This window comes from Ralstonia sp. ASV6 (genome assembly GCF_016429285.1).
GTDB lineage: Bacteria > Pseudomonadota > Gammaproteobacteria > Burkholderiales > Burkholderiaceae > Ralstonia > Ralstonia flaminis.
In genome coordinates this window covers 1-20,604 of record NZ_JAELUI010000100.1, presented here as the reverse complement: position 1 = coordinate 20,604, position 20,604 = coordinate 1, and the positions used below count along the sequence as shown (strand labels likewise).

Genomic DNA, 20,604 nt, shown 5'->3' with positions numbered 1-20,604 from the left:
GCGCTGGGCGTGGCGGCGCTGATCATCGTGCTGTCGGTCATGAACGGCTTCCAGAAGGAAGTGCGTGACCGCATGCTGTCCGTGCTCGCGCACATCGAGGTCATGGCGCCGGGCAGCCTACCTGACTGGCAGCGCACCGCCAACGAGGCGATGCAGAACAAGGAAGTCATCGGTGCGGCGCCGTACGTGGGCGCGCAGGCCATGATCACGCGCGATGACGCCGTGCGCGGCGTGCTGCTGCGCGGTGTGTCGCCGGCGGATGAGCCGAAGGTGTCGGACATCGCCAAGGACTTCAAGTCCGGCGCGATCGACGACCTGAAACCCGGCGAATTCGGTATCGCGCTGGGCAGTCAACTGGCCCAGGGCCTTGGCGTGCGCCCGGGGGACAAGGTCACCCTGGTGGCGCCGCAGGGCACCATCACCCCGGCGGGTGTGCTGCCGCGCCTGAAGCAGTTCACCGTGATCGGCACGTTTGAATCGGGGCACTACGAGTTCGACAGCTCGCTCGCGCTCATCAACATGGAAGACGCCGAGCGCCTGTTCCGCCTGGACGGCCCGACCGGCGTGCGCCTGAAGCTGACCGACATGGATCGCGCGCCCCAGGTGGCCGAGGCGCTCTCGCGCACGCTCACCGGCGAGCTCTACATCCGCGATTGGTCGCGCCAGAACCGCAACTGGTTTGCGGCGGTGAAGACCGAAAAGAAGATGATGTTCATCATCCTCACGCTCATCATTGCCGTGGCGGCGTTCAATCTGGTTTCCACACTGGTGATGACGGTGACGGACAAGCAGGCCGACATCGCCATCCTGCGCACGATGGGCGCACAGCCGGGCTCCATCATGAAGATCTTCATCGTGCAGGGCGTGGCGATCGGCTTCATGGGCACGCTGCTGGGCGTGGGGCTGGGCACGCTCATCGCCTACAACATCGACGTGATCGTGCCCTTTATCGAACACCTCTTTGGCGTGCAGTTCCTGCCAAAGGACATTTACTTCATTAGCGAATTGCCCTCGGACCCCCGCGTGAACGACATTGCGACCATCGGCATCATTTCCTTCATCCTCGCCTCGGTGGCGACGCTGTATCCGAGCTGGCACGCCTCGCGCGTGAACCCGGCGGAGGCACTGCGCTATGAGTGAGGCTGTCATGACTTCCATGGATGCGCCGGCCGATGCCCGCGTGGGTGCGGTGCTGCAGGCCGAGGGGCTGTCCAAGTCGTTCAAGCAGGGTGGTTTGAATGTCGACGTGCTCAAGGGCGTCGACATCCGCATCGGTGTGGGCGAGAAGGTGGCGATCGTCGGTGCATCGGGCTCGGGCAAGAGCACGCTGCTGCATGTGCTGGGCGGGCTGGACGAGCCGAGTTCAGGTCGCGTCTCGTTGCTCGGCAAGCCCTTTACCGACATGAAGGAGCGTGAGCGCAACACGCTGCGCAACCAAGCGCTGGGCTTTGTCTACCAGTTCCACCACCTGCTGCCGGAGTTCACCGCGCTGGACAATGTGGCGATGCCGCTGCGCATTCGCGGCGTGGCCGAGGCGCAAGCGCGCCATACCGCGCAGGCGACATTGGAGCGTGTGGGGCTGGGTCCGCGCACGGCGCACCGTCCGGGCGAGCTGTCCGGCGGCGAGCGTCAGCGTGTGGCCATTGCGCGCGCGCTGGTCGGCTCACCCGCTTGCGTGCTCGCCGACGAGCCCACCGGCAATCTGGACGACCACACCGCTGGTGAAGTCTTCAATCTGATGCTGGAGCTCACCCGCACGCTTGGCACCAGCTTCGTCATCGTCACGCACGATATCGAGCTGGCCGGCCGTTGCGATCGCATCCTGCGCCTGCGCGACGGGCATCTGCAGCTAGAGCGCTGATGCCCGCGCTGCGCAGCGCGTTACAGCGCGCTAGCGCGCCCGGCTGCCGTAGCGGATGGACTGCAGCCGGCCCTCGACAAAGCGCAGCGTCGTCATGAACTGGCCGGTGCCCGGGTTGTAGGTCCATTCATCAACATTGCTGCAGGCACCGTTGATGGCGGGCTGCGCGCTGCCGGTGGCCGTGGTGCCGCAGAAGGTATCGCGCATCACGGGCTCGCCGCAGTTCTGCAGGACGTCTGACTTGTTGTCGCCGATGCGGACGATGTAGCCGCTGCCGCAGCGCATCGTTTCAGCGCTGGCGGGCAGGGCGATCAGGAGCGCGGTGAGGGTGGCACAAGTCACGTAGGCAGTTTTCATCGTATTGTGCGGGTGGAGGCACCCAGTATCAGAAAAGGCGGATTCTAGAACGCTTGTCTTTCCGGTACGTTGCCGCTTTTCGATAGCCTTGAGCCGATCATGTGGATTGACACCCATTGCCATCTCGACGCCCGCGAATTCGATGCAGACCGTGACGCGGTCGTCGCGCAGGCGCACGCGGCGGGCGTGAACCACATCGTCGTGCCAGCCGTGGCGCGCTGGAACTTCGACACGGTGCGCACGCTGGCGCACCGGCACGCGGGGTGCAGCTATGCGCTCGGCATTCACCCGATGTGCGCCGCCCAGGCCAGCGATGTCGATCTGGCTGAACTGCGACGCCAAGTCGCAGCGTCGATGGACGATCCGCGCTTTGTTGCGATTGGCGAGATCGGGCTCGATTTCTTCATCCCCAATCCGAATGTCGAGCGGCAGAATGCCGTCTACCAGGCGCAATTGCGCATTGCGCGTGAGTTTGATCTGCCGGTGCTGATGCACGTGCGCAAGTCGCAGGACCAAGTGCGCAGCGCAGCCGCCAAGGCAGGCGTGCACGGCATCGCGCATGCATTCAACGGTAGCCCCGATCAGGCGCGTAGCTACGTGGATTCGGGCTTCAAGCTTGGCTTCGGCGGTGTGTTCACCTTCTCGCGCGCCAACCGTGTCCGCAGGCTCGCTGCCGACATGCCGATCGAATCGATCGTGCTGGAAACCGACGCCCCAGACCTCGCCCCGGCATGGCTGGCCGACGATCAGTTCAGCGAGCAGGTCGGTACGCGCAATGCGCCGGCCGAGGTCGCAGGCATTGCCGCCGCCATGGCGGAACTGCGCGGCATCTCCATCGAAGCGTTGGCCGCTCAGGTGCGCAGGAACAGTATCGAAGCCATTCCTCGTCTGGCAGCGCTGTTGACACCCTGACGCCCGCCCATGCGGTTGGGTTTGGTTGGGTTCGTGGCCGGGTGCTTGGCGTTGCAGATGCAGGCCGCGCTCGTGCCTGCGTGGCAAGTGGTTGTGGCGCTGGCACTGTGTCTGCTGCTCGCCCTTGTGGCGCGTCGCAGGCCGATCCTGCTTTCCGTCTTGCTGGTCACCAGTGCTTTCGTTGCTGGCTTTGGCTGGAGCGACTGGCGTGCGCAACAGCGATTGTCTGTCGTGCTCAGTCCAGCGTGGGAAGGTCAGGACATCATTGCGACAGGCGTCGTGGCTGAACTTCCGCTGGTCACCGAAGATGCCACGCGCTTTCTTTTCCAGATCGAATCCAGCGATGCCGGCGACGCTGCGCCCTCGCGCGTACGCCTGTCTTGGTACGGCACACGCAATTGGGGCGGGCAGGACGAGGAGGGCGCTGGCCCGGATCGCCGTGCTGGCATCCCCGACCTGCAGCCCGGCCAACGCTGGCAACTGACGTTGCGCGTCAAACGTCCGCATAGCCTGATCAACCCTGGCGGTTTCGATGGCGAATACGCGATGCTCGCCGACGACATTCGCGCCACCGGCTACGTGCGTACCGGCAAGCGTGTGCAAAACATCGCACTGGGCGAGGCCGACGCCGGCTTGGCGGTCAACGTAGAGCGTTGGCGTACTGCCGTGCGGCGCCACATCCTCGCTGTGTTGCCCAACGCGCGCTATGCCCCCGTTGTTGTCGCACTCGTGGTGGGCGATCAGAGCGGCATCGCCCGTGAAGATTGGGCGCTGTTCCGCCGCACCGGCATCAGCCACCTTGTCAGCATTTCCGGCCTGCACATTACGATGATTGCCGGATTGTTTGCTGCGTTGTCGATGGCGCTATGGCGCCGCTCGTTCGGGCTGGCGCGCTGGTTGCGCACGCCGTTGCCACTGCGGATGCCGACGCCGCGAGCGGGCGCGATTGCCGCCATGCTTGGCGCTTTCGCCTACTGCCTGCTTGCCGGGATGGGCGTGCCGGCGCAGCGCACGCTGCTGATGCTGTCGACTGTTGCGATTGCGCGGCTGACCGATCGCAATGTGCCGGCGAGCCTGTCGCTGTGCTGGGCGGCGGCCGTGGTGGCAGTGGTCGATCCTTGGTCCGTCATGTCAGCGGGGTTCTGGCTGTCGTTTGGCGCGGTGGCGATCATTTTTCTGGCGGCGCAGATGGCGCTCAACGGGCCGCGCAATCGTGAGTCGGAAAGGTGGTGGTGGCGTTACCAACGCGGGTTTGCCAGCTCGACGCGCATTCAATTTGCCGTCACGTTTGGGCTGCTGCCGCTGACGTTGCTGCTGTTCCAGCAGACATCGGTTGTTTCGATTGCGGCCAACGGGCTGGCAATTCCAGTCGTCAGCTTTGTGACCACACCGCTGGCGTTGATTGGCGCGGCGCTGCCAACGCCGTTCGCACAACCGGTGCTGTCCCTGTCGGAGATGAGCTTCGGCTGGTTGGTCGTCTGGTTGGACTGGCTGGCCCGGCCGAGCTGGTCGATCTGGGTGGCGCCTGCCGCTCCCACATGGGCGTTGCTGCTGGCGATTGGTGGGGTGGCGCTGCTGCTGGTGCCGGGGGCGCATCGCGCTTGGGCATGGCGCGTGCAGGGCGCATTGCTGCTCGTGCCGATGCTGCTGGCACGTGTTCCGGTGCCGTTGCCGGGCGAGTTTCGCGTCGTTGCGTTCGACATCGGCCAGGGTGCCGCCACGCTGGTCGAAACGGCCAACCACCGCCTCCTGTTCGACACAGGCCCACGCTACGGCGACCACGCCGATGCGGCTGCCCGCGTCATCACACCCTATCTGCGTGGGCACGGAGTCGAAGCCCTGGACGCGCTGGTCGTCAGTCACGAAGACAGCGACCACGCTGGCGGCACCGAAACGGTGATCGACGCGATGCCGGTACGCACTATGTTGGCGTCTCTGCCAAGCGGGCATGCGCTATACAAGGTGGCCGCTGCACACGATGTTGGTTTGACCGGTTGCTTGGCTGGGCAAGCATGGACTTGGGATGGTGTGACGTTCGAGATGCTTCACCCGGTGCAGCAGCCTGCCGACGGTGCGCGCGTGTCGAGCAACGCCCGCAGTTGCGTGCTGCGCGTCGGCAACGGCCGGCATGCCGCGCTGTTGACCGGCGATATCGAAGCCGCGCAGGAGGCGGTGCTCGTCGCCAGGGAGGCGCCGGAGCGGCTGATGGCAGACATCTTGCTAGTACCCCATCACGGCAGCAAGACAAGCTCCAGCGGAGCGTTCTTGGACGCAGTGTCACCGCAGGTGGCAGTTTTCCAGGTCGGCTACCGCAACCGGTACGGACATCCGCACCGCCAAGTGTGGCAACGCTATGTGGCGCGCGACATTGAGCGACTGCGGACCGACGAGACGGGTGCCGTCGTCATCGCGACGAACGGCGATGCGCTGGAAGTGCAGACGGCGCGGTCGATGCGGCCGCGTTACTGGTCCTCCGCGCTGGAAGTGGAAGCCCTGGCGACAGCCGCAGACGGGATTGATGCGCTGCCGTAAAACTTGGTTGCATCGCGGGTTGGCCCCATTGTGGTGCCCGAAACCGGCGTGCTATAAAAACCACACGTCGTGCCGTCGCGTGCATGACAGTCCGTCAGGGGAGAAAAGCATGGCAGTCCGGTTCTACGATGAAATGCTCAACTGGCATGGCGAGCGCAGCTCGCATGCTGCCGAACCGGCCCCAGCAGCGCTCGTCCAGCAGGGCGAGGTGCGCAGTCACTATGGACGCTTCGCCGAATGGCTGGGCGCGCAGTCCGCCACCACGCTGCAGAACAAGCGCGCCGAGGCCGATCTCATCTTCCGACGCGTGGGTATCACCTTTGCGGTGTACGGTGACAAGGACGAATCGAATAGCGGTACCGAGCGCACGATTCCGTTCGACATCATTCCGCGCATTTTCCCGGCCAGTGAGTGGGCCACGCTCGAGCGCGGCCTGCGCCAGCGGGTCGACGCGCTTAACCGCTTCCTGCACGACATCTATCACGAGCAGAACATCCTGCGCGCCGGTGTCATTCCGCCCGACCAGATCTACAACAATGCTCAATACCGCCCCGACATGCTCGGTGTGAACGTGCCGCGCGACATCTACGCGCACGTGGCCGGCATCGACATCGTGCGTGCCGGTGAGGGCGAGTTCTACGTGCTGGAAGACAACCTGCGCGTGCCGTCGGGTGTGTCTTACATGCTGGAAAACCGCAAGATGATGATGCGGTTGTTTCCCGAACTGTTCGCACGCAATCGTGTGGCGCCGGTCGCGCATTATCCAGACTTGCTGCTGGACATGCTGCGCAGTGTGTCGCCGCAGAACATTGCCGATCCGACCGTGGTGGTGCTTACGCCGGGCATGTACAACTCGGCCTACTTTGAGCACGCATTCCTGGCCCAGCAGATGGGCGTGGAGTTGGTGGAAGGGCACGACCTGTTCGTGCAGGACGACCACCTCTATATGCGCACTACGCAGGGCCCGCAGCGCATTGACGTGATCTACCGCCGCGTCGATGACGATTTCCTCGATCCACTGGTGTTCCGCCCGGATTCTTCGCTGGGTGCGGCGGGGCTGCTGTCGGTCTACCGCGCGGGCAACGTCACCATCTGCAATGCCATCGGTACCGGTGTGGCGGATGACAAGTCGATCTACCCGTATGTGCCCGACATGATCCGCTTCTACCTCGGCGAAGAGCCGATCCTGAATAACGTGCCGACCTACATGTGCCGCCGACCGGACGACCTGCAGTACGTGCTCGACCACATGGGCGAACTGGTGGTCAAGGAGACGCACGGTGCGGGCGGCTACGGCATGCTGGTCGGCCCCGCGGCTACTAAGGACGAGATCGCGGCGTTCCGCGAGGTGGTGAAGGCGCGCCCCGATCAGTACATCGCCCAGCCGACGCTCGCGCTGTCGACCTGCCCGACCTATGTGGAAGCTGGCATCGCGCCGCGCCATATTGATCTGCGGCCCTTTGTGCTGTCTGGCAAGGACGTGCGCATGGTGCCGGGCGGCCTGACGCGCGTGGCGTTGCGGGCGGGCTCGCTGGTGGTCAACTCGTCGCAGGGCGGCGGGACGAAGGACACGTGGGTGCTGGAGCGCTAACGCGTCGATATCTCGCAACCGACATAACCGAATACGGACAGGGAACGCCATGCTCAGCCGCACCGCAGACCACCTCTTCTGGATGGCGCGCTACACCGAACGGGCCGAGAACACCGCCCGCATGCTCGACGTCAATTACCAGACCTCGCTGCTGCCGCAATCGGCGGAAGTGGCCGAGCAGGGCTGGTGGGCGATGCTCGACATCTCTGAACTCACGCAGGTATTTGATGAGCGCTACGGCCTGCTCTCGCGCGATGACGTGATCGACTTCATGGTCCGCGACATGACCAATCCGTCGTCGATCATGAGCTGCCTGCGCGGCGCGCGCGAGAACGCACGGGCCGTACGCGGCTCCATCACGACCGAAGTGTGGGAGACCATCAACACCACCTGGCTGGACGTGCAGCGCCTGATGGCCGAGGGCATGTTGCGCGATGATCCGTCGCAGTTCTTCGAGTGGGTTAAATTCCGCTCGCACCTGTCGCGCGGCGTGCAGGTCGGCACCATGCTCACGGACGACGCCTTCCATTTCATGCGTCTGGGCACCTTCCTGGAGCGCGCCGACAACACCGCGCGATTGCTCGACGTGAAATTCCAGTCCACGCCCACGCGCGATGAAACGGCGGCCGAGCAGGGCGACTTCTATCACTGGGCTGCCACGCTGCGTTCGGTGTCGGGTTTCGAGGTCTACCGCAAGATTTATCGCAACGTGATTACGCCGACGCGCGTGGCCGAGTTGCTGATCCTGCGCAGCGACATGCCGCGCTCGCTGCTGGCCAGCATGGACGAAGTCGTGGCGATTCTCTCCACCGTGCGTAACAGCCAGTCCGCGGAGACGGAGCGACGCGCTGGTAAACTGCACGCCGACCTGCGGTATGCCCGCATCGAAGACATTTTTGCGGTTGGCCTGCACCCGTGGCTGACCAATTTCCTGGAGCGCATTGGCGATCTGGGCAACGGCATCAGTCAGGACTTCCTGGTGCCGCTCGATGCAGTGTGACGCGCGGGGCATTTTGTATCTACCAGGGCGTTGCCTACGGGCGGCGTCCGCGCCATCGTGAAATACCAAATTCGACATACGACGGTCTACCGTTATGCCGAGCCGCTGCGCCACAGCGTGCATGAGCTGCGATTGACCCCGCGCAGCGGGCCGCTGCAACAGGTGGACAGCTGGCAGATCCATGCCCCCGGCAACCTGACCCGCGCCACCGACGGCTTCGGCAACGTGGTGCACCACTTCACCCTGCGCAACCGCACGGACGACGTCACCATCGACGCCCGCGGCATTGTCGAGGCCTTCCCGTGCGCCGTACCGGGTAGCCGCAGCTTTACCGATGCCCCAGGGGAAGGGCGCTACCGTGTGTCGCCGTTGTACTTCCTGAGCACCACGCCGCTGACTTCTGCGCCGCCTGAGATGGTCGACTTCGCACGCAAGCATGCGCTGGTGCATGGTGATGCGGATTCGGCACTGAGCCTTGCCGGAGCCATTGCGCAGCGTGTGCGCTACAAGCCCAATACCACCGATGTGGGCACGACGGCCGCCGAGGCTTTCAACCTGGGTGCTGGCGTCTGCCAGGACCAAGCGCAGGTGATGGTGGCGTGCTGCCGCGCGCTCGGTGTGCCGGCCCGCTATGTCAGCGGCTACTTCCATGCCGTTGGCGAGGAAGATCTCGCCAGCCATGCCTGGGCCGATGTTTGTCTCGATGCTGAAACGCATACCTGGTGCAGCATCGACGTGACGCACCAGTGCTTCACCGACGAGCGTCACATTCGCCTGGCAGTCGGTCGCGACTACCAATCTGCCGCACCGATCCGCGGCATCCGCCAGGGGGGCGGCGCCGAGACCCTGAACGTCAGCATCTCGATCGAGCCGTTGCCCGCCGAGGCCGCCTGAGTGAACTGAACGCCGCTTCCAAGCGTGTCAATGCGTTGCGATCGACACGCTAGAATGCTCTTAACTCATAGATTTCGTTTGTCGCTGCTCCCATGACTTATTGCGTTGCCATGCGCCTGGACGCTGGCTTGGTCTTCCTGTCGGATTCCCGCACCAACGCGGGCGTCGATGCCATTTCCACGTTCCGCAAGATGACCGTCTTCGAGCGCGAAGGCGATCGTGTCATGGTGCTGCTGACCGCCGGCAACCTCGCCATCAGCCAGACCGTGCGCCAAGTGTTGACGGAGGCGCGCGACAAGCCGCGCTCACTGTGGACCGCCCGCGATATGTTTGAGGCGGCCACCATTGTTGGTGAAGCCGTGCGCGAGGTGTACGACCGGGATGCAGCGGCGCTGGCCAAGGCCAAGATTGATTTCAACGTCAGCATCATCCTTGGCGGGCAGATCGGCACAGAACGTCCGCGCTTGTTTAACGTCTATGCCGCCGGCAACTTCATCGAGGCCACCCCCGAGAACTGCTATTTCCAGATCGGCGAGGCCAAGTATGGCAAGCCAATCATCGACCGAGTGGTCTCCCCGGGGCTGCCGCTGGACGAGGCCGCAAAATGCGCGCTGATCTCGATGGATTCGACGCTGAAGTCGAATATTTCGGTGGGGCTGCCGCTCGATCTGCTGGTCTATGAAACCGATTCGCTGCGCGTGACGCGTTTCGTGGCGATTGACGAAGAGAATCCGTATTTCGCGATGATCCGCGGCACCTGGGGTAAGCGCTTGCGTCAAGTGTTTGCCGAGATCGATGACCCGGATTGGGAGACGGACACCAGCCCGTCGTATCCGCTGCGCCGTGAAGGGCATCCGTCGACCGAGGTGGGGCCCGTGCGCATCGCGCCGCCCGCCGCGGACGCTCCCGCCACACCGCAACGCGCGCCCGGCCCGGTGTTCGAGCAGGTGTCGACGCTCCAGCGCGTGGCTGGCAGCGCTTCGAAAGAATGATACTGAGCGCGGGGCGGGAGCTGGTTTGATGCGCGACGTGATCCTTTTTTCACATGCAAACGGTTTTCCAGTCGGCACGTATCGCAAGATGCTCGGCGTGCTGGGTGACGACTACGATATCCACGCTGTTGAGCGATTCGGGCATGACCCGCGCTTTCCGGTGACGCGGTCGTGGCCGGGGCTGGTCAAGGAGTTGCTTGCAGAGATCGATGCGCAACCTGAGCCTGTCTGGCTGGTCGGTCATTCGCTGGGCGGTTTCTTGAGCTTGATGGCGGCGCTGCGTCGGCCTGAGCACGTGCGCGGTGTGCTGATGCTCGATTCGCCCATCATCGCGGGCTGGCGCGCCAAGCTGCTGCGCGTTGCGCAGTGGCTGGACATTGACGAGAGCCAGTCGCCGGCTGCCGCCACCAAGAATCGCCGCAACGTTTGGCCGGATCTGGATTCCGTCTGGAGCCACTTTAAGGCCAAGCGCAAGTTCGATCGCTGGGATGAAGATGTGCTGCGTGATTACGTCGAGCACGGCACCGAGCCGACTGGCCGCGAGCGCGAGCGCACGCTACGTTTCTCGCGCGAGATCGAGTATCAGATCTACCGTACTTTGCCGACCAACATGGGCCGCAAGGTCGCTGGCGGCACGCCGTTTCCGGTGAGCTTCGTGGCCGGCACGCGTTCGCGGGAAATCCGCCAGGTGGGCCTGGGTGCAACCCGGCGCATCGTCGGCAGCAAGCTGCGCTGGATCGAAGGCAGTCACCTGTATCCGATGGAAAAGCCGTTGGAAACGGCCGAGTTGATCCGCCAGTTGATCAATGAAATGCGCGCCAACGCAGGCGCCATGCGGCACGCGGCATAAGCGAGGCTTCGCTCGGGCAAATTCCACCGTTCTGTCACGGATCGGGCAAGGCACCTTTGCTATAATCCGGCTTTCCCCGGCAAGCTAGGTCATGACCAAGTTCGTATTCGTTACCGGTGGCGTAGTGTCCTCACTCGGCAAGGGCATCGCCGCCGCCTCGCTCGCGGCCATTCTTGAGTCGCGCGGCCTCAAAGTCACCCTCCTCAAACTCGATCCCTACATCAACGTCGACCCGGGCACCATGAGCCCGCTGCAGCACGGCGAGGTGTTTGTGACGGAGGACGGCGCAGAAACCGACCTCGATCTTGGCCACTACGAGCGTTTCGTCTCGGCCAAGATGCGCAAGTCGAACAACTTCACCACCGGCCAGGTCTATGAATCCGTGATCCGCAAGGAGCGTCGCGGCGAGTACCTCGGCAAGACGGTGCAGGTCATTCCGCATATCACCAACGAGATCCAGGCGTTCATCGAGCGCGGCGCAGCAGCCTCGCACGACGGTAAGGCCGACGTGGCGATCGTGGAAATCGGCGGTACGGTGGGTGATATTGAATCGCTGCCGTTCCTGGAAGCCGCGCGTCAGATGAGCCTGCGCCTGGGCCGCAACCAGGCGGCGTTCATTCACCTGACGCTGGTGCCATTCATTGCCAGCGCTGGCGAACTCAAGACCAAGCCGACCCAGCACTCGGTGCAGAAGCTGCGTGAAATCGGTGTGCAGCCGACCGCGCTGCTGTGCCGCGCGGACCGCCCGATTCCTGACGACGAGCGCGCGAAGATTTCGCTCTTCGCCAACATGCCGCAGGACGCGGTCATCTCGGTGTGGGATGTCGACACCATCTACAAGATCCCGCAGATGCTCAACGAGCAGGGGCTGGATCGCATCATCTGCGAAGAGCTGCGTATCGACGCGCCGCCGGCGGATCTGTCGGTGTGGGCACACATGGTGCACACGCTGGAGAACCCGCAGCACGAAATCACCATCGGCATGGTCGGCAAGTATGTCGACCTGACCGAGTCGTACAAGTCGCTCATTGAAGCGCTGCGCCACGCTGGCCTGCACACCTCGACGCGCGTCAACATCGAGTACATCGATTCCGAAGAGCTGGAGTCGGGCCACATGCAGGTGCTGGATTCGCTGGACGCGATCCTGGTGCCGGGCGGCTTCGGCAAGCGCGGTACGGAAGGCAAGATCCGCGCGATCCAGTACGCCCGTGAAAAGGGCGTGCCGTACCTAGGCATCTGCCTGGGGATGCAGCTGGCTGTGATCGAATTTGCCCGCCACCTGGCCGGCATGACGGACGCCAACAGCACGGAATTCAACGACGAGACCCAACACCCGGTGGTGGCCCTCATCACCGAGTGGCTGGATCGTGACGGCGCGGTGGAAAAGCGCTCGGCCGATTCGGACATGGGCGGCACCATGCGCCTGGGTTCGCAGCGCGTGCCGGTGCAATCGGGCACCAAGGCGGCGACGATCTACGGCGCGGAAGTCAACGAGCGCCATCGTCACCGCTACGAGGTGAACAACCACTACGTGCCGCAGCTGGAAAAGGCCGGGATGATCATTTCGGCGCGCACGCCGTCGGAAAACCTGCCGGAAATGATGGAACTGCCGAGCTCGATGCACCCGTGGTTCGTCGGCGTGCAGTTCCACCCGGAATTCACCTCGACGCCGCGCGACGGTCACCCGCTGTTCAAGGCCTACGTGGAAGCCGCATTGGCGCATCACCAGCAGAACACGCAACGCGCTGTCGCTTAAAGCGCCTGGCGCACGGGAACATCATGAAACTCTGCGATTTCGAAGTCGGCCTCGACAAACCGTTCTTCCTGATTGCCGGCACCTGCGTGATCGAGTCCGAGCAGATGGCGATCGACACCGCCGGTACGCTCAAGGAGATCACGGGTGCCCTGGGCATTCCGTTCATCTACAAGTCGTCGTTCGACAAGGCGAACCGCTCGTCGGACGCCTCGTTCCGCGGTCTGGGCATGGAAGAGGGGCTGCGTATCCTGGCAGAAGTCCGCCGCCAGGTGGGCGTGCCGGTGCTGACCGACATCCATGAGATCGATGAGATCAAACCGGTGGCCAGCGTTGTGGACGTGCTCCAGACGCCGGCATTCCTGTGCCGCCAGACCGATTTCATCCGCGCCTGTGCGCAGAGCGGCAAGCCCGTCAATATCAAGAAGGGCCAGTTCCTCGCGCCGCACGACATGAAGAACGTCATCGACAAGGCGCGTCACGCGGCCCGTGATGCCGGCCTACCGGAAGACAACTTCATGGCCTGTGAGCGCGGCGCCTCGTTCGGCTACAACAACCTCGTGTCGGACATGCGCTCCCTGGCGATCATGCGCGAGACGGGCGCGCCGGTGGTGTTTGACGCTACGCACTCGGTGCAACTGCCGGGCGGCCAAGGCACCAGCTCCGGCGGTCAGCGTGAATTTGTGCCGGTGCTGGCGCGTGCTGCCATCGCCACGGGTGTGGCGGGCGTGTTCATGGAAACGCACCCGGACCCCGCATGCGCAAAATCAGACGGCCCGAATGCTGTGCCGCTGCGCCGCATGAAAGACTTGCTGTCAGTACTGAAAGAACTGGATGCGCTCACCAAGCGCAGCGGTTTCCTGGAAAATCAGTTCGACTGATTTTTCCGATGACCGGCGGCTCCACCAGCCGCCGCTGTCGTTTCCAATTCAGTTTTCGATTCAGCTTCCGGAGAGAGACACATGGCCGCTGGCTACATCCTCGCGTACGTGGACGTGACGGACCCCGTGCAATACGAGCAATACAAGGTGCTGTCGACCAAGGCCATGCAGGTTCATGGCGCCGAGCCGCTGGTGCGTGGCGGCAAGACCGAATCACTGGAAGGCGAGTGGAGCCCCACCCGCATCGTCGTGCTCAAGTTCCCGAGCTACGACGCGGCCAAGGCCTTCCATGACAGCGAGGAGTATCGCGCTGCCCGCGAAGCGCGCTCCAAGGCTGCCAAGATGAACATGATCGTGGTCGAAGGCGTCTAAGCCGCCTGCCGACTTCGTAGCGTTACCTGCTTTAAGACACCAAGAGGGATTTTCATGAGTGCCATCGTAGATATCATCGGTCGCGAAGTGCTGGACTCGCGCGGCAACCCCACCGTCGAATGCGACGTGCTGCTGGAATCGGGCGTGATGGGTCGCGCCGCGGTGCCCTCGGGCGCCTCCACCGGCTCGCGCGAAGCCATCGAACTGCGTGACGGCGACAAGTCGCGCTACCTGGGCAAGGGCGTGCTCAAGGCGGTCGAGCATATCAACACCGAAATCTCCGAGGCCATCATGGGCCTGGACGCGTCGGAACAGGCGTTCCTGGACCGCACCCTGATCGACCTGGACGGCACCGAGAACAAGAGCCGCCTGGGCGCCAACGCCATGCTGGCCGTGTCGATGGCCGTGGCCAAGGCCGCAGCCGAAGAAGCGGGCCTGCCGCTGTACCGCTACTTCGGTGGTTCGGGCGCGATGCAGATGCCGGTGCCGATGATGAATATCGTCAACGGTGGCGCGCACGCCAACAACAGCCTGGACATCCAGGAATTCATGGTGATGCCGGTTGGCCAGTCGAGCTTCCGCGAAGCCCTGCGCTGCGGCGCTGAGATCTTCCACGCGCTGAAGAAGATCCTGGCAGACAAGGGCATGAGCACGGCCGTGGGCGACGAAGGTGGCTTCGCACCGAACTTCGCCAGCAACGAAGAGTGCCTGAACACCATCCTGTCGGCCATCGAGCAGGCTGGCTACAAGGCCGGAGAAGACGTGCTGCTGGCGCTGGATTGCGCTGCTTCCGAGTTCTACAAAGACGGCAAGTACCACCTGGAAGGCGAAGGCCTGCAACTCTCGTCGGAAGACTTCGCCAACTACCTGGCGAACCTGGCTGACAAGTTCCCGATCGTGTCGATCGAAGACGGCATGCACGAGAGCGACTGGGCCGGCTGGAAGGCCCTGACCGACAAGCTCGGCAAGAAGGTGCAACTGGTGGGCGACGATCTGTTCGTCACCAACACCAAGATCCTGAAGGAAGGCATCGAGAAGGGCATCGCCAATTCGATCCTCATCAAGATCAACCAGATCGGTACGCTGACCGAGACGTTCGCTGCCATCGAGATGGCCAAGCGCGCCGGCTACACCGCCGTGATCTCGCACCGCTCGGGCGAAACGGAGGACAGCACCATCGCTGACATCGCCGTTGGCACGAACGCCGGTCAAATCAAGACTGGCTCGCTGTCGCGCTCGGACCGTATGGCCAAGTACAACCAATTGCTGCGCATCGAAGAAGACCTCGGTGATATCGCCAGCTACCCGGGCAAGTCGGCGTTCTATAACCTGCGATAATCCTTCGCAGTTTCGCCTCGGATGACCGTGCGACCGCCGCTGTGGCGGTCGCGTGGTATTTGGGGCTGCGAGTTGTACCGCCGCCAACGCCTGACTGTATGCGCCTGATCACGCTGTTCCTGCTGCTGTTGTTGCTTGCCATCCAATACCCGCTCTGGTTGGGTAAGGGCGGTTGGCTACGTGTCTGGGACATGCAGAAGCAGGTGACCGCGCAGAATCAGCACAACGTTGATCTCAAGCAGCGCAATACCAAGCTGGAAGGCGAAGTGAAGGACCTGAGGGAGGGCACGGGCGCTATCGAAGAGCGCGCGCGCTATGAACTGGGGATGGTCAAGGACGACGAAGGTTTTGTGCAGTTCGTGGCACCGGCCCCCAAGACCAGCGAAACCCCACCGCCTCCGCCGCCTCCGGCCGGGCAGCAGAAACGGCATTGAACGTGCAGAGCGAACGCGCCGTTCGTGCCGCGTTTGCTTTCCAACCGATTTCCGGAATTACCAGTAGTACGGATAGCCCCAGACGGGCGCGCCGTAGCTGACTCCCCAGCCACCACGGTGGCGCCATCCACTGCCGTAGTAGACCGAATAGCCACCGTAGTATGGGTACGGATAAGGGGCGTAGTAGGGTGTGGCCGCGTAGGCGCGCGCCTCGGCATCGCGCTTGACTGCCTGGTCGGATTCGCGCAGCGCCTTGGCGTTCAAATCATCCAGTTTCTTGCGATCTTCCGCCGACAGTACCGCGGGCGCAGGCGTTTGTGCGTCTGCCGGCAGTCGCGCGGTGTAGGGCGTACCACCCGGGCCGCGCGGAACCGCAACGCATGCCGATGCCAGCAAAGCTGCCAACACGGGCAGCACGAGCGCGCCAGCGCTAGGCAGGTTCAATGACTGGGTGATGGGCTTGGACATGATGCGCTCCGCAGCAGGCGGCAGATGAGGGAACTGGCGACTTAGAGCGTGGGCGGCACCCATAAGTGCCGCGCGCCACGCTTCTTCATACTATGTCGCTGTGCTCAATGGCGTTGGCCGGATGCACCTTGAACGGCTTGTGCGACGGTCTCCTGCGCGAAGAGCTGCGCACAATCGACCGCATCGAAGCTGTAGTGCTGACCGCAGAACTCGCAGTCGATCTCCACCTTGCCGCGCTCTTCCAGGATGCTCTCGATCTCGGGCTGGCCGAGCGTGCGCAACATGGCGCCCACGCGCAGGCGCGAGCACGAGCAGCGGAAGTGCGGCGCCAATGGCTCGAACATACGGATGCCGGCAGCTTCCATCTCTTCCCAGTACAGCCGCTTGATGAGCGTGTCGATCGACGCTTCGAGCAATTCTTCGCGGCGCAGCGTGTTGCCGAGCTGGCAGACGCGTTCCCACGTGTCGAGATCCTGCTTCTGCACGTCCTTGTGCAGCGGCTGGCCCGTCTCTCCGACCCGTGCTGGCTCGCGGTCGGGGCGGCCTTCCATGGTGCCGCCGTACGAGGGCAGGCGCTGCAGCAGCATGCCCGAAGCGACTTTATTGTCGGCAGCCAGCCAGAGGCGCGTGTCGAGCTGCTCAGATGCCTGCATATACTGCTCAAGCACCTCGGTCATGTTGGAAAGCGGTCCGGTTTCGTCTGACAGCGGCACGATGCCTTGGTATGGCTGCTGGCCCGGCAGCTTGTCGTGCGGATCGAGCGTGATGGCAAAGCGGCCGCGGCCGTGCACGTTGACCATCGAGGCCAGCGTGGCATCGTCGGCAATCTCGGCGTCTTCGGCAATCTTGGCGGTCGCGCGCATCGACATGTCAGAGTTGCACTCCACCACCAGCATGCGCACTGGGCCATCACCGTGCAGTTGCATGACCAGCGCGCCGTTGAACTTGAGGTTGGCCGACAGCAGCGCGGCTGCTGCCATCATCTCGCCCAGCAGCGTGCTGACCGGGGCGGGGTAGCGACGGCGGCGCAGGATTTCTTGCCAGGTTGCTTCCAGGCGCACCAGTTCACCGCGCACCGGCGCGGCGTCAAATACGAATTTCTTCAGCTCGTCAGTCATCCATCGATCCGTTTCAGTTGCTGCTTGTACATCGCCTGCCGCACCGCATACGTTTCGGTGTTCAGGTGCATCTTGGCGATGTCGTCTTCCGTCAGTTTGCGCACGGCCTTGGCGGGCGCGCCCAGGATCAGCGTGCCGTCTTCGAAGACCTTGCCTTCGGTGACGATCGCACCCGCACCCACCAGGCAGTTCTTGCCGATCACCGCGCGATTAAGCACCACCGCCTGGATGCCGATCAGCGAGCCTTCGCCGATGGTGCAGCCATGCAGCATGGCTTGGTGGCCAATCGTTACGCGGTCGCCGATGTTCAGCGGGCAGCCCGGGTCGGTATGCAGCACCGAGCCCTCCTGCACGTTGCTGGCCTCACCCACGGTAATCGGCTCGTTATCGCCGCGGATGACGGCGCCGGGCCAGACGCTTGCGCGTGCCTTGAGCTCCACGCGGCCGATGACGGTCGCTTCGGGGGCCACGTAGGCGTTTTCGTCAATGGTCGGGGCAACGTCGCCGAGTTGGTAGAGGGCCATGCGATCGGTCTCCAGAATCTGCCTCAGTGGGCCAATAAGTGGGGAAAAAGCGCGCGTCTTCAAGCCTGCCAGAGGGGCAGGCCCGACACGTCGAATTAAAATGGCGGAAAGCCCGAATTGTACGCTGATGAACGTTTTTCAGTCCCCCGCCCAATCGCCCACGGATAGCCTGCGCCACGCCGCTCTGGCCGCGTTGTGTCTCACCGATCCTGCAAGCAAAGTTGACGCCACCTTGCGCCTGGGCGAACGCGCGCAACGTGCCGAAGCCGCCGCCTGGGGCGCCGACGAGGTGATTGCCGCGCCGGCCACGGGTATCCCTGGTCGCCCCGACGCACCGGTTCTTGTGCCGCCCTCCGAGGTGCCGCGCCGCCGCGCGATCGATACGCCGCGTGGACGTGCCGCGCTGCTGCATGCGTTGGCGCACATCGAGTTCAACGCCATCAACCTCGCGCTTGATGCCGTCTGGCGCTTCGCAGGTTTGCCCATTGCGTTCTATCAGGACTGGATGCGCGTTGCGGCGGAGGAGGCGACACATTTCTCGCTGCTGTCGGCGCATCTGGCCACACTCGATTGCCGGTATGGCGATCACCCTGCCCACGACGGCTTGTGGCAGATGACCGAAAAGACCGCCGCCGACCCGCTCGCGCGCATGGCGCTGGTGCCACGCACGCTGGAGGCGCGCGGGCTTGATGCCTCGCCGCCCATACGCGCCAAACTGGCGCAGGCGGGTGATCTGGAGGCCGCCGGCATCCTCGACATCATCCTGCGCGACGAGATCGGCCACGTGGCCGTGGGTAACCGCTGGTATCGTCATCTGTGCGAGCGAGCGGGGCTTGATCCGCTGCCGACGTATCGCAAGCTGGCCGAACAGTACGGCGCACCGCGCCTGCGCGGACCATTCAACCTCGATGCGCGTCGCCAGGCTGGTTTTGACGACGACGAGATCGCTGCGCTGGAAGCCTCGTTCTAAGCGGCACCTGGTCGGGCAGTCATCGCTATAATCATCGGAAAAAGAACGATCGTTCGATTATTTGCTGATTCGATGACGGAAACCATGACCTCGACCACGCCGCCGGCTACGCGCCAAGCTTCCCGTTCGACCTACCTGGATGTACGCGGCCTGCGCTATCACGTGCGCGAATGGGGCGAGCCGGGCGCGCCCATCCTGTTCCTGTTCCACGGCTGGATGGATGTGTCGGCGTCGTTCCAGTTTCTGGTGGATGCGCTGCGCGAGCGCTGGCACATCGTGGCGCCGGATTGGCGCGGCTATGGCGAGACAGCCCGGCCCACGGATGCTCCCGGCGTCGAGTGCTACTGGTTTGCCGACTACCTGGCGGATCTGGAGGTCATCGTCGATCACTACCAGCCGGAGGGGCAGGTGACGCTGGTCGGCCACAGCCTGGGCGCCAACGTGGTGTGCCTGTACGCCGGCATTCGGCCCGAGCGTGTGCGCCGCGTGGTCGATCTGGAGGGCTTCGGCATGACGGCTTCCAAGGCTTCGCAGGCGCCGCGCCGGTATGCGCGCTGGCTGGATGAACTGAAGGACAAGCCGCGCCTGAACACATACGCCACCGTCGAAGACGTTGCCGCGCGCCTGCAGAAGACCAACCCGCGCCTGCCGGCGGACAAGGCCGCATTTCTCGCGCAGCACTGGTCGCATCAGGGCGCCGACGGCCGCTGGGAAATCCTTGGTGATCCTGCGCACAAGATCATCAACCCGCAGCTCTATCGCTTGGATGAGGTGATGGAAATCTGGCGCCGCGTGACCGCGCCTGTGCTGCACGTCGAGGCCGTCGACTCACCCACGCTCAAGGCGATTGCGGGCGAGACACCGCTGCCGGAATTCAAGACGCGCTTTGCGGCGTTTCCGGATTTCCGCGAAGTGTTGATCGCCGAGGCGGGCCATATGCTGCACCACGATCAGCCGGAACAGGTGGCCATGTTGATCGAGGAGTTCTGTCAGCATGGCTGAACCGCGCCGGCCTCAGTCGAGAAAACGCTGTACTGCGCCGGGTGGCGGCAGGATGCAGGTATCTGAACGTCCAAACCACCGGTAACGGTTGCGCGCGACGCAGCGATAGAGCGCGTCACGCAGCGGCACCGGGATCAGCCAACCCGCCCACGCCAGCCGCCACGGCCAGCCAAGCTCATGCAGGATGCGCAGTACGGCGGCACTTTCGCGCCATGCATGGCCATCGCGCACGAAGAGCACCGTATCAACATCGTCCGGATCGACGCCTGCCTGCGCGAGCAGTTGTCGCCCGGTCGCTCCCTGCATCGATGCAAAGCGCAGCACACCTTGTCGATCGTGTCGAAGCAGGAATTGTGTGAAGCCGCTGCACAGCAGGCAGTGCGCGTCATAGACAACGATCATGCGGGCTCCCTCGTTGTCAGATCCAGGTAGCCGCGGTACGCAGCAACCACACCGAGCAATGGCACGCTGGCGCGCACGTTGAAGTGGAGGCGGTCACCGTTGCCGGTTTCTTCGGCCACGACGGCCGGCCGCAGCCACGCAGGGCAGGGGATGCCGAGGAAGCGCAAGCCCTCCAGGCGCATCCGCAGCATGCCGTGCCCCGCTTCCAGCGCAAAGAAGAGGCGTACTGCGCCGAGCCGCTCCATGATGCGCCCCTGATGCAGCGACAGCGTGGAGCGCATCGTCTGGCGCGGGAAATGGCGTGTCCAGGTCTCTTGGGTGGCGGTGGCGTCGAGTGTGAAACGGATTGGGCC

At 63.9% G+C, this 20,604-nt stretch carries 22 protein-coding genes; 16 read left to right on the top strand and 6 right to left on the bottom strand.

Annotated features, from left to right (window positions below):
* Together JHD73_RS19035 and lolD are read left to right on the top strand one after the other, a co-directional pair.
* Nucleotides 1-1,140: lipoprotein-releasing ABC transporter permease subunit (locus tag JHD73_RS19035; RefSeq protein ID WP_199031796.1), on the top strand; the 1,140-nt coding region annotated here is incomplete at its 5' end.
* Nucleotides 1,133-1,861 (top strand): lipoprotein-releasing ABC transporter ATP-binding protein LolD, encoded by a 729-nt coding sequence (lolD, locus tag JHD73_RS19030; protein WP_199031795.1) that lies wholly within the window; start codon nucleotides 1,133-1,135, stop codon nucleotides 1,859-1,861. The genes JHD73_RS19035 and lolD, both read left to right, overlap by 8 nt.
* A 30-nt stretch (nucleotides 1,862-1,891) precedes the next feature.
* Here lolD and JHD73_RS19025 read toward each other — a convergent pair whose 3' ends face one another.
* A complete protein-coding gene (locus JHD73_RS19025; RefSeq protein WP_199031794.1) occupies nucleotides 1,892-2,218 on the bottom strand; it encodes a DUF2845 domain-containing protein in 327 nt (108 codons plus the stop codon).
* 99 nt (nucleotides 2,219-2,317) lie between these two features.
* Here JHD73_RS19025 and JHD73_RS19020 point away from each other — a divergent pair, with 99 nt between their 5' ends.
* The 12 genes from JHD73_RS19020 to ftsB all read left to right on the top strand — a co-directional run bounded on the left by JHD73_RS19020 (nucleotide 2,318) and on the right by ftsB (nucleotide 15,767).
* On the top strand, nucleotides 2,318-3,130 hold the full coding sequence (locus JHD73_RS19020) for a TatD family hydrolase (protein ID WP_199031793.1): 813 nt from the start codon (nucleotides 2,318-2,320) through the stop codon (nucleotides 3,128-3,130).
* 9 nt (nucleotides 3,131-3,139) lie between these two features.
* Nucleotides 3,140-5,662 carry a DNA internalization-related competence protein ComEC/Rec2 gene (locus tag JHD73_RS19015; RefSeq protein ID WP_199031792.1) on the top strand — a complete coding sequence of 841 codons (2,523 nt, stop codon included), beginning with the start codon at nucleotides 3,140-3,142 and terminating at the stop codon, nucleotides 5,660-5,662.
* A 109-nt stretch (nucleotides 5,663-5,771) separates the two neighbouring features.
* A complete protein-coding gene (locus JHD73_RS19010) occupies nucleotides 5,772-7,253 on the top strand; it encodes a circularly permuted type 2 ATP-grasp protein (protein WP_199031791.1) in 1,482 nt (493 codons plus the stop codon).
* Nucleotides 7,254-7,302: 49 nt separating this feature from the next.
* Nucleotides 7,303-8,253 carry an alpha-E domain-containing protein gene (locus tag JHD73_RS19005; RefSeq protein WP_199031790.1) on the top strand — a complete coding sequence of 317 codons (951 nt, stop codon included), beginning with the start codon at nucleotides 7,303-7,305 and terminating at the stop codon, nucleotides 8,251-8,253.
* 57 nt (nucleotides 8,254-8,310) lie between these two features.
* Nucleotides 8,311-9,147, top strand: coding sequence for a transglutaminase N-terminal domain-containing protein (locus JHD73_RS19000; RefSeq protein ID WP_199031789.1), 837 nt, complete (start codon nucleotides 8,311-8,313; stop codon nucleotides 9,145-9,147).
* Nucleotides 9,148-9,239: 92 nt separating this feature from the next.
* Nucleotides 9,240-10,139 carry a peptidase gene (locus JHD73_RS18995; protein WP_199031788.1) on the top strand — a complete coding sequence of 300 codons (900 nt, stop codon included), beginning with the start codon at nucleotides 9,240-9,242 and terminating at the stop codon, nucleotides 10,137-10,139.
* 28 nt (nucleotides 10,140-10,167) lie between these two features.
* On the top strand, nucleotides 10,168-10,989 hold the full coding sequence (locus JHD73_RS18990) for an alpha/beta fold hydrolase (RefSeq protein WP_199031787.1): 822 nt from the start codon (nucleotides 10,168-10,170) through the stop codon (nucleotides 10,987-10,989).
* Between the two features lie 91 nt (nucleotides 10,990-11,080).
* On the top strand, nucleotides 11,081-12,745 hold the full coding sequence (locus tag JHD73_RS18985) for a CTP synthase (RefSeq protein WP_199031786.1): 1,665 nt from the start codon (nucleotides 11,081-11,083) through the stop codon (nucleotides 12,743-12,745).
* Nucleotides 12,746-12,768: 23 nt separating this feature from the next.
* Entirely contained in the window at nucleotides 12,769-13,623 is an 855-nt protein-coding gene (kdsA, locus tag JHD73_RS18980) for a 3-deoxy-8-phosphooctulonate synthase (RefSeq protein WP_199031785.1), read from the top strand.
* A gap of 81 nt (nucleotides 13,624-13,704) precedes the next feature.
* Complete coding sequence (locus tag JHD73_RS18975) at nucleotides 13,705-13,995, top strand: DUF1330 domain-containing protein (protein ID WP_199031784.1); 291 nt, start codon at nucleotides 13,705-13,707, stop codon at nucleotides 13,993-13,995.
* Between the two features lie 54 nt (nucleotides 13,996-14,049).
* A complete protein-coding gene (gene eno / locus JHD73_RS18970) occupies nucleotides 14,050-15,333 on the top strand; it encodes a phosphopyruvate hydratase (protein WP_004626133.1) in 1,284 nt (427 codons plus the stop codon).
* A 98-nt stretch (nucleotides 15,334-15,431) separates the two neighbouring features.
* Nucleotides 15,432-15,767 (top strand): cell division protein FtsB, encoded by a 336-nt coding sequence (gene ftsB, locus JHD73_RS18965; RefSeq protein WP_199031783.1) that lies wholly within the window; start codon nucleotides 15,432-15,434, stop codon nucleotides 15,765-15,767.
* A gap of 57 nt (nucleotides 15,768-15,824) precedes the next feature.
* Here ftsB and JHD73_RS18960 read toward each other — a convergent pair whose 3' ends face one another.
* The 3 genes from JHD73_RS18960 to JHD73_RS18950 all read right to left on the bottom strand — a co-directional run bounded on the left by JHD73_RS18960 (nucleotide 15,825) and on the right by JHD73_RS18950 (nucleotide 17,877).
* Entirely contained in the window at nucleotides 15,825-16,235 is a 411-nt protein-coding gene (locus tag JHD73_RS18960; protein ID WP_199031782.1) for a hypothetical protein, read from the bottom strand.
* A gap of 104 nt (nucleotides 16,236-16,339) precedes the next feature.
* Nucleotides 16,340-17,353 carry an Hsp33 family molecular chaperone HslO gene (locus JHD73_RS18955; RefSeq protein ID WP_199031781.1) on the bottom strand — a complete coding sequence of 338 codons (1,014 nt, stop codon included), beginning with the start codon at nucleotides 17,351-17,353 and terminating at the stop codon, nucleotides 16,340-16,342.
* The gene (locus tag JHD73_RS18950) at nucleotides 17,350-17,877 is read right to left on the bottom strand and encodes a gamma carbonic anhydrase family protein (protein WP_021194083.1); all 528 of its coding nucleotides are present in this window, start codon (nucleotides 17,875-17,877) and stop codon (nucleotides 17,350-17,352) included. Before JHD73_RS18950 ends, JHD73_RS18955 begins: the two co-directional genes overlap by 4 nt.
* Nucleotides 17,878-18,004: 127 nt before the next feature.
* Between JHD73_RS18950 and JHD73_RS18945 the strand changes: the two genes are divergently transcribed.
* Together JHD73_RS18945 and JHD73_RS18940 are read left to right on the top strand one after the other, a co-directional pair.
* Nucleotides 18,005-18,847 (top strand): ferritin-like domain-containing protein, encoded by an 843-nt coding sequence (locus JHD73_RS18945; RefSeq protein WP_199031780.1) that lies wholly within the window; start codon nucleotides 18,005-18,007, stop codon nucleotides 18,845-18,847.
* A gap of 84 nt (nucleotides 18,848-18,931) precedes the next feature.
* A complete protein-coding gene (locus JHD73_RS18940) occupies nucleotides 18,932-19,849 on the top strand; it encodes an alpha/beta fold hydrolase (RefSeq protein WP_199031797.1) in 918 nt (305 codons plus the stop codon).
* Nucleotides 19,850-19,861: 12 nt separating this feature from the next.
* On the opposite strand, the gene JHD73_RS18935 is transcribed toward JHD73_RS18940, so the two are convergent.
* Nucleotides 19,862-20,251 carry a thiol-disulfide oxidoreductase DCC family protein gene (locus JHD73_RS18935; protein WP_199031779.1) on the bottom strand — a complete coding sequence of 130 codons (390 nt, stop codon included), beginning with the start codon at nucleotides 20,249-20,251 and terminating at the stop codon, nucleotides 19,862-19,864.
* A partial coding sequence (locus JHD73_RS18930) for a DUF4166 domain-containing protein (RefSeq protein ID WP_199031778.1) occupies nucleotides 20,248-20,604 on the bottom strand: 357 nt, incomplete at its 5' end. The genes JHD73_RS18935 and JHD73_RS18930, both read right to left, overlap by 4 nt.